This is a genomic window from Halomonas sp. KHS3, from assembly GCF_000830495.1.
Taxonomy (GTDB): domain Bacteria; phylum Pseudomonadota; class Gammaproteobacteria; order Pseudomonadales; family Halomonadaceae; genus Vreelandella; species Vreelandella titanicae.
On the sequence record NZ_JWHY01000002.1, the window covers coordinates 1,289,459 to 1,304,771 of the forward strand.

General features: G+C 55.8%; 12 protein-coding genes. 6 read left to right on the forward strand and 6 right to left on the reverse strand.

What is annotated here, in order from left to right:
* Positions 1 to 30: 30 nt before the first annotated feature.
* From RO22_RS07965 to serB, 3 genes are all read left to right on the forward strand, one after another.
* The gene (locus RO22_RS07965; RefSeq protein ID WP_009287736.1) at positions 31 to 1,998 is read left to right on the forward strand and encodes a methyl-accepting chemotaxis protein; all 1,968 of its coding nucleotides are present in this window, start codon (positions 31 to 33) and stop codon (positions 1,996 to 1,998) included.
* A 74-nt stretch (positions 1,999 to 2,072) separates the two neighbouring features.
* The gene (gene parC / locus RO22_RS07970; protein WP_235270479.1) at positions 2,073 to 4,328 is read left to right on the forward strand and encodes a DNA topoisomerase IV subunit A; all 2,256 of its coding nucleotides are present in this window, start codon (positions 2,073 to 2,075) and stop codon (positions 4,326 to 4,328) included.
* Positions 4,329 to 4,348: 20 nt separating this feature from the next.
* The gene (gene serB / locus RO22_RS07975) at positions 4,349 to 5,275 is read left to right on the forward strand and encodes a phosphoserine phosphatase SerB (protein WP_041158016.1); all 927 of its coding nucleotides are present in this window, start codon (positions 4,349 to 4,351) and stop codon (positions 5,273 to 5,275) included.
* 135 nt (positions 5,276 to 5,410) lie between these two features.
* On the opposite strand, the gene RO22_RS07980 is transcribed toward serB, so the two are convergent.
* From RO22_RS07980 to RO22_RS08005, 6 genes are all read right to left on the reverse strand, one after another.
* Positions 5,411 to 5,797, reverse strand: coding sequence for a Na+/H+ antiporter subunit G (locus RO22_RS07980; protein ID WP_027959043.1), 387 nt, complete (start codon positions 5,795 to 5,797; stop codon positions 5,411 to 5,413).
* 67 nt (positions 5,798 to 5,864) lie between these two features.
* Positions 5,865 to 6,134: a K+/H+ antiporter subunit F gene (locus RO22_RS07985; protein ID WP_008958594.1), complete on the reverse strand. Its 270-nt coding sequence runs from the start codon at positions 6,132 to 6,134 to the stop codon at positions 5,865 to 5,867.
* Positions 6,128 to 6,625 (reverse strand): Na+/H+ antiporter subunit E, encoded by a 498-nt coding sequence (locus RO22_RS07990; RefSeq protein WP_041158017.1) that lies wholly within the window; start codon positions 6,623 to 6,625, stop codon positions 6,128 to 6,130. Before RO22_RS07990 ends, RO22_RS07985 begins: the two co-directional genes overlap by 7 nt.
* Entirely contained in the window at positions 6,622 to 8,133 is a 1,512-nt protein-coding gene (locus RO22_RS07995) for a monovalent cation/H+ antiporter subunit D (RefSeq protein ID WP_041158018.1), read from the reverse strand. The genes RO22_RS07990 and RO22_RS07995 overlap by 4 nt, the downstream gene beginning before the upstream one ends.
* A complete protein-coding gene (locus RO22_RS08000; RefSeq protein ID WP_022523997.1) occupies positions 8,130 to 8,462 on the reverse strand; it encodes a Na+/H+ antiporter subunit C in 333 nt (110 codons plus the stop codon). Before RO22_RS08000 ends, RO22_RS07995 begins: the two co-directional genes overlap by 4 nt.
* Entirely contained in the window at positions 8,462 to 11,302 is a 2,841-nt protein-coding gene (locus RO22_RS08005; RefSeq protein ID WP_041158019.1) for a monovalent cation/H+ antiporter subunit A, read from the reverse strand. The genes RO22_RS08000 and RO22_RS08005 overlap by 1 nt, the downstream gene beginning before the upstream one ends.
* Positions 11,303 to 11,477: 175 nt before the next feature.
* Between RO22_RS08005 and RO22_RS08010 the strand changes: the two genes are divergently transcribed.
* The 3 genes from RO22_RS08010 to RO22_RS08020 are packed head-to-tail and all read left to right on the forward strand — an operon-like array spanning position 11,478 to position 15,247.
* Positions 11,478 to 12,368: an ion transporter gene (locus tag RO22_RS08010; protein ID WP_035539138.1), complete on the forward strand. Its 891-nt coding sequence runs from the start codon at positions 11,478 to 11,480 to the stop codon at positions 12,366 to 12,368.
* A 16-nt stretch (positions 12,369 to 12,384) separates the two neighbouring features.
* Positions 12,385 to 14,091 carry a 2-isopropylmalate synthase gene (gene leuA, locus RO22_RS08015; protein WP_041158020.1) on the forward strand — a complete coding sequence of 569 codons (1,707 nt, stop codon included), beginning with the start codon at positions 12,385 to 12,387 and terminating at the stop codon, positions 14,089 to 14,091.
* 34 nt (positions 14,092 to 14,125) lie between these two features.
* Positions 14,126 to 15,247: a hypothetical protein gene (locus tag RO22_RS08020; RefSeq protein WP_041158021.1), complete on the forward strand. Its 1,122-nt coding sequence runs from the start codon at positions 14,126 to 14,128 to the stop codon at positions 15,245 to 15,247.
* Positions 15,248 to 15,313 lie beyond the last annotated feature (66 nt).

A 15,313-nucleotide genomic window follows, 5' to 3' on the forward strand; every position in this document is an offset into this window, starting at 1 on the left:
AACGTACATTCATACATAAGGGGAAGGCTTTTGTTTAACACGATATCTCGACAGTTAACGCTGTCTGCATTCGTACTCATGCTTCTGATGGCGGCCAGCATTTACGGCGTAATGGCGTGGCGAGGTCAGCCGTTGGTTATCGATGCGAGCCAGTCATTGATAGAGCGTACGGGGGGCTCGATTGTAAATGCGCTCAATGGTCAATTAGCCCGGGTCGAAGGCAATACATCGAGCTTGGCGGCTTTGGCCGAATCGCTGCCGCGTGAAGAAGCCATTTACCTTGAAGCCTTGCCTAATGTCGTTGATGACAACGGCAATGCAACGGTGGCGGGCGGCGGTATTTGGCCGGAGCCCGGCGCATTTTCCTCAGGTGTCGAGCGCTTTAGCTTTTTCTGGGCACGCAACGCCCAGGGCGAGCTGGAGTTTTTGGATGACTATAACGCAAGCGATATTGCCGCCTATCATGATGAGGCATGGTACAGCAGTGCTCGTGATGCGACCCCTGGGCAGTGTGTTTGGTCTGCTGCTTATCGCGATCCGGCGACCGGTGTCGCGATGGTGACCTGTAGTGTGCCTTATTACCTCAATAATGACTTTGCCGGTGTGGCCACCATTGATATGCAGTTAAACGGTGTTGCTGAGTTTCTCGCCGAAAATGGTGGTGGAACGGGCGGCTATGCCTTTGTACTGGATAAAGATCACAACGTGATTGACCTGCCGGGCGTTGAGCAAGCGTCGGATGAAATGCGCGGCCTGGGCGATTTAGTGGGGGATATGCCTTGGCTTCAGCCCGTTGTAGAGGCCGTTGAGGCTGGCCGTGATGAGGCCAATGTAGAAAGTGCGGGCGTATTGGACGAGCCTGCGGCAGTGCGTTTGTTTGATATGCCAGACACTGGCTGGACACTCGGCTTGGTAACGCCTAGCGAACAGGTAACAGCCTTGGCGCGCACCTTAACGCGTGATTTATTGATGTTTATTTTACCGCTGTTGGCGCTGCTGCTCGCGCTAGGCTGGTGGGGTGGGCGTATCTTGTTACGTCAGATTCGCAGCACTACTGGGCAGATTGATCAACTGGGCCAGGGCGGTTCCAGTCGTGAACTGACCATTTATCGCGATGATGAAATCGGCGAGCTACGCGGTGCTGTGAATCGCTACGCGGAGAAGTTGCAGCGCCTGTTTGGTGATGTGCGTGGCGTAGCGGATGCCATTGCCAGTGAATCGACGGAAATTGCCGCGGGCAATACCGAGCTTTCTAGCCGCACTGAGCAGCAAGCGGCTTCTCTGCAAGAGACTTCTTCTACGATGGAAGAGATGGCCGCTACGGTGAAGCGCAATGCTGATAACGCTCAAGAGGCGGATCAGCGAGCGAAAGAGTCAGCAGAAAAAGTGAAACAGGGTGGAGAGCAGGTATCACGGCTGGCGCAATCCATGGAGGCTATCAACGCAAGCTCTACTGAGGTCTCTTCGATAGTCGATGTGATTGAAAACATTGCCTTCCAAACCAATATTTTAGCGTTAAATGCCTCTGTAGAGGCGGCGCGAGCCGGTGAACATGGGCGTGGCTTTGCCGTAGTGGCCAGCGAAGTACGTGAGCTGGCGTCGCGTAGCGCTGCTTCTGCCAGAAACATTAATGGGCTGATTAAAACCACCTCAGAGCAGATTGCCACCGGTAGTGGCTATGCTCAAGCAGCTGAATCCGCCATGAAAGATATCGTGGTGGCGATTGAAGAGGTTACTGCACGTATTAGCGAAATCAGCCAAGCGTCTGGCGAGCAGACCAACGGTATTGATGAGATCAACCGGGCGGTCACGCAAATGGATACGGTGACGCAGCAAAATGCCGGGTTGGTTAGCGAAGCGGCGAGTGCTGCCAATGAGCTGTCATTACAGGCTCAGCGCTTAAAAGGGCTGTTAGACGAGTTTCACGGTAGTTCTCAAGAAGCGTCATCTACGGCAGCGCTATCTAATGCATCAAACGAAAGGTATCAATTAACATAGCGAGCCATGTTAAGTGGCCGCGTGTCCGCTTATCAGCCGCCCCAACAGGGGCGGTTTTGTTGTCAAGGTAGGATATGATCGACATGGATATTCAAGTAGCGGAAGGAGACGTCGAGCGTCTCTCCCTGCGCGACTACACCGAAAAAGCGTACCTCGACTACTCGATGTACGTCATTCTCGACCGCGCCTTGCCCAATATTGGCGACGGCATGAAACCCGTGCAGCGGCGGATAATTTACGCCATGCGTGAGCTGGCGCTGCACGCCAACGCCAAGTACAAAAAGTCGGCGCGTACCGTCGGTGACGTGCTGGGTAAATTCCACCCCCATGGGGATAGCGCCTGCTACGAAGCCATGGTGTTGATGGCGCAACCATTTAGCTACCGCTACCCGCTGGTAGACGGCCAAGGCAACTGGGGTAGCCCCGATGACCCCAAATCCTTCGCCGCCATGCGCTACACTGAAGCCAAACTTTCCAAGTTCGCCGAAGTGCTGCTGGGCGAGCTAGGCCAAGGCACCGTCGATTGGGCGCCCAACTTTGACGGCACCATGCAAGAGCCGCTGGTACTGCCGGCCAAGTTACCCCATGTGCTGCTCAATGGTGGCACAGGGATTGCGGTTGGCATGGCCACCGATATTCCTCCCCATAATGTCTCGGAAGTGGTCGAAGCCACCTGTCATCTGTTGCGCAACCCCAAGGCGACCACCGCTGATTTAATGGAATTCGTGCCCGCGCCCGATTTCCCCACCGATGCAGAAATTATTACCCCGCCCGCGGATCTTCGGAAGCTCTACGAATCCGGGCGTGGCTCGGTCAAGCTGCGTGCCCGCTACATCCGCGAAGAAGCCAATATTGTTATCACCGCCGTACCCTATCAGGTCAGCGGTGCCAAAGTATTGGAGCAGATTGCCGCGCAAATGCAGGCCAAAAAGCTGCCCATGGTGGCTGACCTGCGCGATGAGTCGACCCACGAAGAGCCGACTCGCCTGGTCATCGAACCACGCTCCAACCGCATTGACGTAGAGTCGTTGATGGCGCACCTATTCGCCACCACCGACCTGGAAAAGAACGTGCGGGTGAACATGAACGTGATCGGCCTGGACGGCCGCCCACGGGTGATGCCGCTGCCCGAAATGCTGGGTGAGTGGCTGCAGTTCCGGCGCAGCACGGTGCGTCGTCGTTTAGAGCACCGCTTAGGCAAAGTCGAAGACCGGCTGCATATCCTGGAAGGCTTGCTAATTGCCTACCTTGATCTGGACGAAGTGATCCGCATTATTCGCGAGGAGGACGACCCTAAAGCCTCGCTGATAGCAACGTTTAGTCTCTCTGAGCGCCAAGCCGAAGCCATTTTAGAGTTACGCCTGCGTCACCTTGCCAAGCTCGAAGAAATGAAAATTCGCGGCGAGCAGGATGAGCTGGAAAAAGAGCGCAAATATCTAGAGGGGCTGCTGGGCAGCGAAGCCAAGCTCACTACGCTGATTGAAAAAGAGATCCGTGCAGCAGGTAAAGAGCATGGCGATGAGCGTCGCTCACCGCTGGTCGAGCGCGAAGAGTCCAAGGCGCTGTCTGAAGTGGAGCTGCTGGGCGCTGACCCGATTACCGTGGTGCTCTCCGATAAAGGCTGGATTCGGGCGGCCAAGGGGCACGATATCGACCCCGAGGGGCTCTCCTATAAAGCCGGGGATAGCTTCCAACTGGCGGCGAAAGGTAAAACCAATCAGCCGCTGGTGCTGCTGGATGACACCGGTCGTGCCTATACGCTGTCTGCTCACAATCTTCCCAGTGCGCGGGGGCAGGGGGAGCCGGTCACCGGTCGCGCGAACGTTGCCGCTGGGGCGAAAATGGCGGGACTGATGTTCGCACCGCCGGAGCGGCGCTTCGTGCTCGCCACTGACGGCGGTTATGGCTTTGTGGCACGGCTCGATACACTTACCGGTAAAAACAAAGCCGGTAAAGCGGTGCTTAGCCTGCCCAAAGGCTGCAATGTGATGGCGCCGGTTGAAGTGCCAGAGGGCGACGAGCTGTGGGTTGCCTCGGTTTCAAACGAAGGCCGGCTACTGCTGTTTCCCTTGGATCAACTACCGGAAATGTCCAAGGGCAAAGGCAATAAGATGCTCGATATCCCTGGCCCACGCGCTGCCCGCCGGGAGGAGTTTGTTACCGGCATTGTGGTTCTCGCTGCCAGTGATGCGCTGATGATTCATGCTGGTAAGCGCAAGCTAACCCTAAAAGCCGACGATTTAGCTTATTATCGTGGCGAGCGTGGCCGCCGCGGTAGCAAGTTGCCCCGTGGCTTCCAGAAAGTCGACCGTTTAGAGGCAGGAGAGTAAATAATGGCAGGAGCTAAGTGATGGCAGGCGGTGACTTGATCCTAACCGTTTTAGCGGCACGTTTAACCGCAGATATTCAATCCCAGGTAGATGCACTGATCGTGCAGTTTGGCCTACAAGAAAAGAGCACCCAGCGCCTTGCCGACGCCTCGTTACAGCAGAATAAGTGCATCGACTGTATTGAGTACCGTCTGGTAGGTGAGGTGGATATTGAAGCTGTCCGCAATGCGGCATTGGTACTGAGCGAAACCCTGAGTGTCGATATTGTTGTCCAAGCGAATACTCGCGATCACGTTCAGCCCCGTTTGGTGTGTTTCGATATGGACTCCACGCTGATCAAAGCTGAAGTGATTGACGAACTGGCCCGCCGCCATGGTGTGGGTGATGAAGTCGCAGAAGTCACCGAGCGTGCCATGCGCGGCGAGTTGGATTTCAAAGCGAGCTTTCGTGAGCGGATGAGTAAACTTGAAGGTTTGGATGAGTCCGTGCTGGCGGAGATCGCTGAGGAATTGCCGCTAATGGAAGGCGTAGAGCGCTTAATGGTTAACCTGAAGCACTTAGGTTTTCGCACCGCCATCCTCTCCGGCGGCTTCACCTACTTTGCTCGCCACTTACAGGAGAAGCTGGGCTTTGACGAGATCCATGCCAATGAACTGATCATCGAAAATGGCAAGGTAACCGGCGAAGTAAGTGAACCGATCGTCGATGCCGAGCGCAAAGCCGAACTATTAGAGTCCATTGCTCAGCGTGAAGGTTTTACCCTGGGTCAAACGATTGCGGTAGGGGATGGCGCCAATGATCTGAAAATGCTTGCCAAAGCGGGCATGGGGATTGCGTTTCGGGCCAAGCCCCTGGTGCGTGCCCAGGCGCGCCAGGCGATTTCAACCTCGGGCCTTGATGGCGTGCTCTATCTACTGGGCTATCACCAGCAGGATTTAACCCCGTAAATTCTGCTTTGGCACAGTCGCGCAAAGTGTCATTGCGAGGAGCCTGCGACGCGGCAATCTCAACCTGCGCAGGCGCAGTTCAACCCAAGATTGCCGCGCTTCGCTCGCAATGACAAAAGCGAGGTTGCTTAGCTTTCAGCCATGGCCTTTATCCGGGTGGGGTACCGGTTTATCGCCGACTTCTTCTGGACGCAGCTCTACCGGTTTACCCTGGGTTTTATCAGCGTGCTTTAAACGCAGGTGCAAGCCGGACTTGGCCAGCAAGTGGGCGCTAACGGGGGCGGTAATGAACAGGAAGAGCGTAATCAACATTTCCTGAATATCGGGTTTGCCATCCACGCTCCAGAAATACATCATTGAGGCGATCAACATACAACCGATACCCAGAGTAGTGGCCTTAGTCGGGCCATGCAGGCGCATATAAAAGTCACGCAAGTGGGCCATCCCTAGCGAACCAATAAACACAAAGATGCCGCCAGCAACCAGCAGCAGCGAAATAACCGCCTCTATTACTCCTGACATAACGCCCCCTGGCATGAGCCTTCCTGGCATAGCGGCTGCCTCTTTATGGAGGCGACGATCACGGTACTCATTCGATAATATCTCCGCGCAGAATATATTTGCACACCGCAACGGTACTGATGAAACCTAACATCGCGATCAGCAGCGCCGACTCGAAATAGGTTTTGCTGTTCAGCCATAGTCCCAGCAGCACGATCAGTGCAATCGAGTTGACGTACATAGTGTCCAGGGCGAGTACCCGGTCGGGCAGGCTGGGGCCGATGGTAAGCCGGTAGAGATTCATCAACAGTGCCATCACCACCAGGGCTAAGGTGATATAAAGCGCAATGCTCAGCATTCGTAAATCTCCTTGAGCGGGCGTTCATAGCGCTCACGAATCTGGTTAATCAGCGCCTCCTCATCGTCCACGTTTAAGGCGTGAATCAGCAGCGACTTGCCATCCATGCGTAGATTGGCTGATACGGTGCCCGGTGTCAGGCTGATCGTGCTGGCCAGCAGCGTAATGGTGAAGCGCTCTTCGAGCATGAGTGGGTATTCAATAAAGTGAGGCTTAAGCTTGCGCCACGGGTTGGCGATCAAGTAAGCCACTTCAAAGTTGGCGATGATAATGTCGCCCAGCACCCGGAAAATAAACCGCAAAAGCGTGAAAGGTTTGGCGATAAGCGGTCGCGCATCCCAAAAGCGGTGGGTCAGCAGTGGGATCAAAATGGCTAACGAGCCACCGAGTACGAATTGACCAAAGGCGTAGCTGCGTACCAGCAGCAGCCAAACGACTAGCAGTAGTATCGATAAAACAGGCGTGGGTAGCCAGGAGCGCGGAGCAATCATTGGGCATCTCCAGCATCAGGTAGTAGCGTGCGAATCAGCACCTGGGGGTTGGCTAATTGCTCAGCCGTGGCTTGAGTGTAGCTGCTCACTGGCCCGGCCATGGCGACTAATAGAGGGGCTGCACTCAGCAGCCAAATAACCCCAAACCACTGGCAATGGGAAAGCGGCGTACCGCTGATCGTGCCCCGGTGGCTACGCCAAAACAGCGTAGAGCCAGCCCGGGAGAGGGCTATCAGCGAGGCTAAACTGGTTAGCAGCAGCAGCGGCCATAGCCATAGTCGCTGGGTGCCTTCGGCAGCATTGAGCATCAATGCTTTGCCGAAAGCGCCGGAGAACGGCGGGATGCCTGCGACGGCGATAGCGCCGACAAAAAACAACATGGCGAGTGCTGCGCCCTGCACCATAGGGCGGCCCTTGACTATGCGAGTACCCGCTTTGCCACGCTGGAGGCCAATCATTTCCGCTAGCAGGAACAGACCCCCGGTGATCAACGTAGTGTGGATCAAATAGTAGAGTAGTGCAGAGACCGCCTGTGGCGAGCGCATGCCGATACCCGCCAGCAGCGTGCCCACTGACACCAGCACTAAATAAGCAACCAGCAGTCGTAAGTCCCTTGCGGCCATTACCCCAACGCCTGCGGCAGCCAGGGTAGCGAGCGATAGCCACCACACCCAGGGCTGTTCCAGCGCCTCCAAACCGCCAGCGCTATCGCCAAAAATGAGCGAGTAGACGCGCAGAATGGCGTAAATACCCACTTTGGTCATGATGGCAAACAGCGCCGCCACTGGCGCGGGGGCCGAGGCGTAAGCTTTGGGCAGCCAGAAGTAGAGCGGCAGAATGGCGGCTTTTAACCCAAACACGACCAGCAGCATCAGTGCCCCAGCGCTCACTAAGCCGTCACGCTCTTCGGGTAGTTCGGCTACCCGGATCGCCATATCGGCCATATTGAGCGTGCCTGTTGCGCCATACAGAATCCCCACTGCAATCAGAAACAGCGAAGACCCCGCCAGGTTGAGCACCACGTAGTGGACGCTGGCTTGAATGCGCGCTTTACCGCCGCCGTGAAGCAGCAGGGCGTAGGACGCCAGCAGCAGAACTTCAAAAAAGACAAACAGGTTAAACAAATCACCGGTTAAAAAAGCACCGTTAATGCCCAGCAGTTGCCACTGAAAAAGGCCGTGGAAGTTGCTGCCTTTTTCATCGTCACCAGCGCAGGCAAACACCACTGCGCCAACGGCCAATACGGCAGTCAGCAGCAGCATTAACGCCGAGAGGCGATCCAGCACTAACACGATGCCGAACGGGGCTTGCCAGTCACCCAGCGCGTAGTAGGTGATCTCCCCACTGGCGGCTTGGCGTAATAGGCCTATCGCAACCAGCAGCAGTAGCACCGTGGCCACAACACTCACCTTGCGCTTGTAACGCACTAATCCTTGGCGCTGATAGAGCAGCAATATGCCCGCGACTAGCGGCAGAACGACAGGGAAAACAATTAGATGCTGCATCATTCTCGGTCTTCCTTTTTACCGTCGACGTGGTCGTTCCCCACTTCACTCCGCGCCCGCATGGCCAGGATCACCACAAACGCCGTCATCGCAAAGCCGATCACTATGGCCGTGAGCACTAGCGCCTGGGGCAGCGGGTCGGCGAAACCTGCACCCTCGGAGACAATGGCAGCTCCATCAGTGGTTAATCCCCCCATCGAAAACAGGAACAAATTCACGGCGTAAGAGAGCAGCGTAAGGCCCACCACGACCGGGAAAGTACGGCCGCGTAACGTTAGATAGAGGCCAGAAGCGGTCAATACACCGGTGGTCATCGCATAAAGCAGTTCCATTAACGAGGCTCCTTGGCAGAGGTGGCGGCGGCGCTGGCGTCAGCATCCTGTTCGCTTGCTTCGGTCACCGGGCGGTGAGCGGTGGTGACCTTACCAAGGTTGGCAAGAATCATCAGCGTAGCGCCCACCACCGCTAAGTAGACACCCAGATCAAAGAGCAGCGCGGTGGCCAGTTCAAAGGTGCCGATGAGCGGTAGGCTGAAATAGCCAAATGCGGATGTTAAGAATGGATGACCAAATAGCCAGCTACCCAGCCCGGTTAGAGTGGCTATCGCTACGCCAATGACGGCTACCGGTTGGAAAGGGAAGTCCAAACGTTCTTGCGCCCACGCCACACCCCGGGCCATGTACAGCAGGATCAAGGCTACCGCAGTAATCAACCCCGCGATAAAGCCACCCCCTGGCTGGTTATGGCCGCGCAGGAAGATAAATGCAGATACCAACAGCGCTAGTGGCAGCAGCGTCATTGAAATTGACGTGAGTACCGCTGGGTAGCGGTCAGGTGACCATACCCGGCCTTCGCCGTCACTGTGCGGCATAAACAGGCGTAAGCGGTTCAGCAGCTTAAAGATCGCCAGGCCAGCGATGGCGAGTACGGTGATTTCACCCAAGGTGTCGAATCCCCGGAAGTCGACCAGAATCACGTTGACCACATTGTAGCCGCCACCACCGGGCTTGCTGTTTTCCACAAAGAAACTGGAAATCGACAGCGTCTCGCGGGTCATGACCGCGTAGTTAAGGCTGGCAATCACCAAGCCTAGCGTGCCTGCCAGCAACATATCGCGAACGTTGCGCAGTGGGCTGGATTCGCGCGGGGTCTTTTGGGGCAAGAAAAATAGCGCCAGCATCAACAGGATCATGGTCACCACTTCCACCGAAAGCTGTGTCAGCGCTAAATCGGGTGCTGAGAAACGAGCAAAGGTGAGCGCCACAAAGAGCCCGACGACTGATAGCATCAGCAGAGAGATCAGCCGGTAGCGGTGAGTGGCAGCGGTGGCCACGCCGCCAAACATCAGCATCCCCGCCCCGAGTATGAGGATACCATCCAGCTCTTGATTGCCAGCAGCACCCGTTAAGTCAGTGATCTGAACCAGGCCGATCCCACCCATGACTAATGCGCCTAGCCAGAGCCAGCCCACATAACGCTGTAGCGAATTGCCTTCAAGCTTGGCAATAAGCTGCTCGGCGCGATAGCCCATGGAGACAAGCATGCGCTCAAACACCCGACGGGCATCGACCCCGGCAAACTGCTGGGTAAATCGACGCACCTCGCCATAGCGCCAATAGAGTGCAATACCCACCACGAAGGCGAGCAAACTCATGATGAGCGGTAGATTCACGCCGTGCCAAATAGCCAGGTGGAAATCCAGTGGGCTACCAATCACCGCTTGGCTGGCGAGCTCTAATAATCCCGTTGCCATAAAAGCCGGGAACAGGCCCACTACCACGCACAGGGCTACCAATATTTCTACCGGCAAACGCATAAGGTGCGGCGGCTCGTGGGGCGATTTCGGTGGTGCTTCACGGGCCGGTTTGAAGAAAACGGCGTGCACCAAACGCAGCGAGTAAGCCACAGAGAGGATACCGCCCAGTGTTGCCAGCGCGGGCAATAGCCAACTAAGGCCGCCTAACACGGGCGTCGCTAGCGCTTCGGTGAAGAACATCTCTTTGGATAAGAAACCATTAAATAGCGGTACGCCCGCCATTGAGGCAGCCGCTAGCGTGGTCAAGAGTGCCGTCACTGGCATGGCTTTTTTCAGCCCGCCCAACTGTTTCAGCTCCCGGGTGCCGGTCTCGTGATCGATAATACCGGCACTCATAAACAGTGCGGCTTTAAAGGTGGCGTGATTCAGAATGTGAAACAGGGCAGCTAAAATCGCCATGGGGCTGCCGATACCCAACAGCACGGTAATCAAGCCTAAATGGCTAACGGTGGAGAACGCCAGAATACCCTTTAGGTCGGTCTTCATCAGTGCAAACCAAGCGCCATATAGCATCGTCACGATGCCCACTAGGGAGACCACCACGCTCCACAGCTCGCTACCCGCGATGGCTGGGTGCAGTCGTGCCATCAGAAAAATGCCCGCTTTAACCATGGTGGCCGAGTGCAGATAGGCTGATACTGGCGTGGGTGCCGCCATGGCGTGGGGCAACCAAAAGTGGAACGGGAACTGTGCTGATTTGGTAAACGCCCCCAGCAGTACCAAACCCAGCATAAGCGGGTAGCGGGAATCCGCCAGAATCACTTCGCCGCTAGCCAGTACATCGCCCATATTGAAGCTGCCCGCCATATCGCCCAACAGCAGTAAGCCCGCCAATAGCGCAAGGCCGCCCGCGCCGGTGACTGTTAGCGCCATGCGTGCGCCTTTACGGGCATCCGACTGGTGCGACCAGTAACCGATCAGCAAAAACGAAGAGAGGCTGGTTAACTCCCAGAAGAGCCATAGCAGAATCAGGTTGTCCGACATTGAAATACCCACCATTGACGCCATAAAAAGCATCAGGAAGGCGTAGAATCGGCCATAGGGTTCGTCTTTGGCTAAATAGTAGTGAGCATAAAGAATAATCAGCAGACCGATGCCGAGTATCAATAGGTTGAACAGCAGCGATAGCCCATCCAGGCGGAACGCCAAGTTCAGTGCCAGTTCCGGCATCCAGGTGACCGAAAAACGTAGCTGCTCGCCATCTAAAAGAGCTGGCACGTTGAGTAGCGTCATTACTAGGGCGGTAGCGGGCAGCACCGCCGTTGCAAGGGAACAGAAACCGCGCCCGCGCCGTGCGGTGAGTGCCGGCACCAGTACGCCTAGCAGAGGCAATAAGGCTATCCAAAGCAGTGTCATGGGGATCATCCAGCGGCTAAAGTAAAAAAAGTCAAAAGAGTACCAACAGGGCGTCTAAAGAGGCGTTCTGGTGGCGTAGGATACATCAAGTGAAACAACAGGATATCACTTGTGTAGCAGGTGTGTAATTTTAGTATAAAGTGTGCGAATTAACCGTTGAGAGATTTTTTGTTACATGAGTGAGTCCTTTACTAACTGGCAGGCCCGTTTTGAAAAGCTACGGTCAAACAAGTTTTTTGAAGCGATGGTGATCGCCATTATCGTCATTTCCGCCCTGGTGATAGGGGCAAAAACCTACGACGAAACCACTCAGGTTGAGCAGTGGCTGCTCTATCTCGATATCGCGGTAACGATATTTTTCCTGATTGAGATTTTAATCAGAATGGCCGCGGAGCGCAGCCTGCTCGACTTCTTCAAAAAAGGCTGGAACGTTTTTGACTTCCTGATTGTGACTGCCAGTCTCATCCCCATGGATGACTCGGAAATGGTGCTACTGGCCAGGCTGCTGCGCATTTTCCGGGTACTGCGCCTGGTGTCGATGATTCCTGAACTTCAGATGCTACTTAGCGCCCTGGTGAAGTCGGTGCCACGGATGGGCTATGTGGTACTGCTGATGTTTATCATCTTCTATATATACGCTGCCATTGGGAGCTTTCTGTTTCACAATGTAGACGAGGGGCTGTGGGGCAATATTTCCCTGGCCATGCTAACGCTATTTCAGGTGGCGACCTTTGAGAGCTGGGCCACCGCTGTGCTGTATCCGGCCATGGAGGTCTACCCCTACGCTTGGATCTATTTTCTCACCTTTATCTTTTTGAACGCCTTTATCTTTCTCAATATGATGATTGGTATTGTGCTGGACGTGATGCAGAAAGAGAGCGCGCAAATGGCGCTGGACAACGGCGAAGGCGAAGAAGCCGAGCTGCAGTCGCTGCGCAATGATGTTCGCGGGCTGAAAGCGCAGCTTGACCGTATGGAGTCAGCGCTCTCTCAAGCATACTCGACAGCCCCAACACACCAGAATGACGCGGGCGGTAAGCACAGTGATAAGCCCACAACTGACTGATTTTAGGAGAGCCGCCATGATGTTGACTGATCCTGCCAAAAAGTATCGCCCCTTTGTGGCCGTTGATCTGCCCGACCGCCAGTGGCCGAGCAAGCGTATCGAGACGGCGCCTGTCTGGTGTAGCGTTGACCTGCGCGACGGTAACCAGTCGCTGATCGACCCTATGGATCAGGAGCGCAAACAGCGCTTATTCGACATGCTGCTAAGTGTCGGTTTTAAACAGATAGAAGTGGGCTTTCCGTCAGCCTCCCAAACCGACTTCGATTTCGTTCGTTCGCTGATTGAGCAGGATAAAATTCCTGACGATGTGACCATTCAAGTGCTAACCCAGGCACGTCCGCACTTGATTGAACGCACCTTTGAAGCGCTACAAGGCGCCAAAAACGCTATCGTCCACGTCTATAACGCTACCGATCCCATGTTTCGCCGGGTAGTGTTCAATGTCGATAAAGCTGAATGCGTGCAAATCGCCGTCGAAGCAACCCAGCAGATTCGCGCGCAGATGGACGCCGCACCAGAAACCAACTGGACGTTCCAGTACTCGCCGGAACTCTTCACTACCACCGAGATGGACTTTGCCGTTGAGATCGTCGAAGCGGTCATGGACGCTTATGGCACCCGCGCCGATAAGCCCATGATCGTGAACCTGCCTGCCACGGTAGAAGTCGCCACGCCCAACAACTACGCCGACCAGATCGAGTGGTTCTGTCGCCACGTCAAAAACCGCGACCACTTGATTGTCAGCGTTCACCCCCATAACGACCGCGGTACCGGCGTAGCGGCGGCAGAGCTGACGTTGATGGCCGGGGCTGATCGCGTTGAGGGCACGCTGTTTGGGAACGGCGAGCGCACCGGCAACGTTGATATCGTCACTCTGGCGATGAATATGTATACCCAGGGCGTTAACCCCCAGCTCGATTTTTCCAATATCACGCCCATCATGCGCGAAGTGGAGTACTGCAACCAACTGCCGGTGCATCCGCGCCACCCCTACGTGGGCGATTTGGTGTTTACCGCCTTCTCCGGCTCTCACCAGGATGCGATCAAAAAAGGCATGGCAGATCGTCGCGCCAATCCTGATGCCGTTTGGGATGTGCCTTATTTGCCTATCGATCCGCTGGACGTGGGCCGTAGCTACGAAGCGGTGATTCGGGTTAACAGCCAATCGGGTAAAGGCGGTGTTTCCTACCTGCTTGAGCAGGAACACGGTATTGAGCTACCGCGCCGGCTTTCCATCGAGTTTAGTCAGGTCGTTCAGGAAGTGACAGAGCGCACCGGGCGTGAGATCACCTCGCAGATGATCTATCAGGCGTTCTCGGATGAGTATTTAGAGCAGCGAGTGCCCTTTGCATTAGTTAACCACCGTTTGTCGTCTGAACCTGACAGCCCCAAAGTCACGCTGGACGCCGTGATTGAGGAGAGCGGCACACGGCAAACGTTAAAGGGCGAGGGCAACGGTCCGTTAGCGGCCTTTGTTAAAGCACTGGCAGCCGCAGGGCACGATGTAGAGATTATCGACTACCACGAGCATTCCCGCGGGCAGGGCGCTGACGCTGAGGCGATCGCCTATGTGGAAGTGCGTATCGACGGCAAGGCGGTATTCGGTGTAGGCAACGATGAAAGCATTACCAGCGCGTCGATGAAGGGGGTGTTGAGCGCGATCAATCGCCACCATTCCACCCAGCCTGCGGCGGCCAACGTGACGGCAGAGACGTTGGGGTAATCCTGCGGTTACCAGTTGAGTGAGGTGGATTGCGATGCGGCCCTGGCAGATAATGGTAGTAACCGCGATAGTGATCGCCGGGCTAGCATCAACATTGGCCTCCCATGAGTCGTTTGAGTCCAAACTGGTACGATTGGAAGCTCAGCGGGCATTGCCCTCGCTAGAGGCGTCGCTTCAGCAGGAAACACCGGAGCTCAATGCGCTGTTTCTCAGTTATGCTGACGATCAGGCGCTGTGGATGAGCGCCTCTTTGGCGATTTTGCGCCACGGTGATATGGCCCGCGATGTATTAGTGGAGTACGGCTTACTGCCCAATTTTCAGCGAGTACTGGTGCGCTATGGGGCTGACGCCGTACTTCCCATTAGCTACTTTCGCAACCACGATGTGGCCACGCTAAAGGCTCAGTACTGGGTCGGTGAGCGTTATCAGCAATTCAGCCGCTGGTGGAGCGATGAGGAGGGAGATGCGGATTCAGCGTTCACCCCTTACCGCCGCGGGCAGATGGGTATTGCGCTGCTGGATGCCAATGGCCACGCGCTGCTCAACCAGTTTGTGGTTAGTGAACAAAGCGACGTGGAGTGGCTACAGGGTGAGCGTCTGGTTGCGGGCCTGGGCGATTTCTTCACCAGTGGTTTACGCGATTTGGAAAGCCAGTGGCGGCGGGGCGACGACATTGGCGCCGCTGATCTAGGCTGGGCCGGTGTCGATCTACTGGTGATGGCCAGCACCGTGAAGGTGCTGCGGGCAGGCAAGGCCGCTCGTGCTGCCCGAGTGGGCAACGTAGAAGCACAGGGCGCTCGTACTGGTTTGCGCCAAGGCGCGTTAATGAGTGGTGGTGGGCGTTTTGCGGCGTTGCCTCGCATGGCCAAAGTTGCCGCTGTGGCGGGTACCGCTTATGTGGTGGTTCGCCACCCAAGCTTAGTAAGCGCACTTGGCGCCAATCTCTCTTCCTGGCTTGGCTGGCCGGTTTGGCTGGGTCAGTTTCTTATCTGGCTCATCGTGCTACTGCCAGTACTCTTTATTGCGCGCTTTATTTACCGCTGGCTACTTACGCCGATACTGTGGCTGCTGGTGCCGCTGATGCGGGTATGCTTTAGGGCGGCAAACAATCAGTTAGCCAGGCGTACCAAGCCTCAGACCCGTGATCTTGGCTGAAGCAGTGAGAGAAAGTAGTTGTTAACGTAAACGGGGCAGCCTCTGAGGCCGCCCCGTTTTACGCTA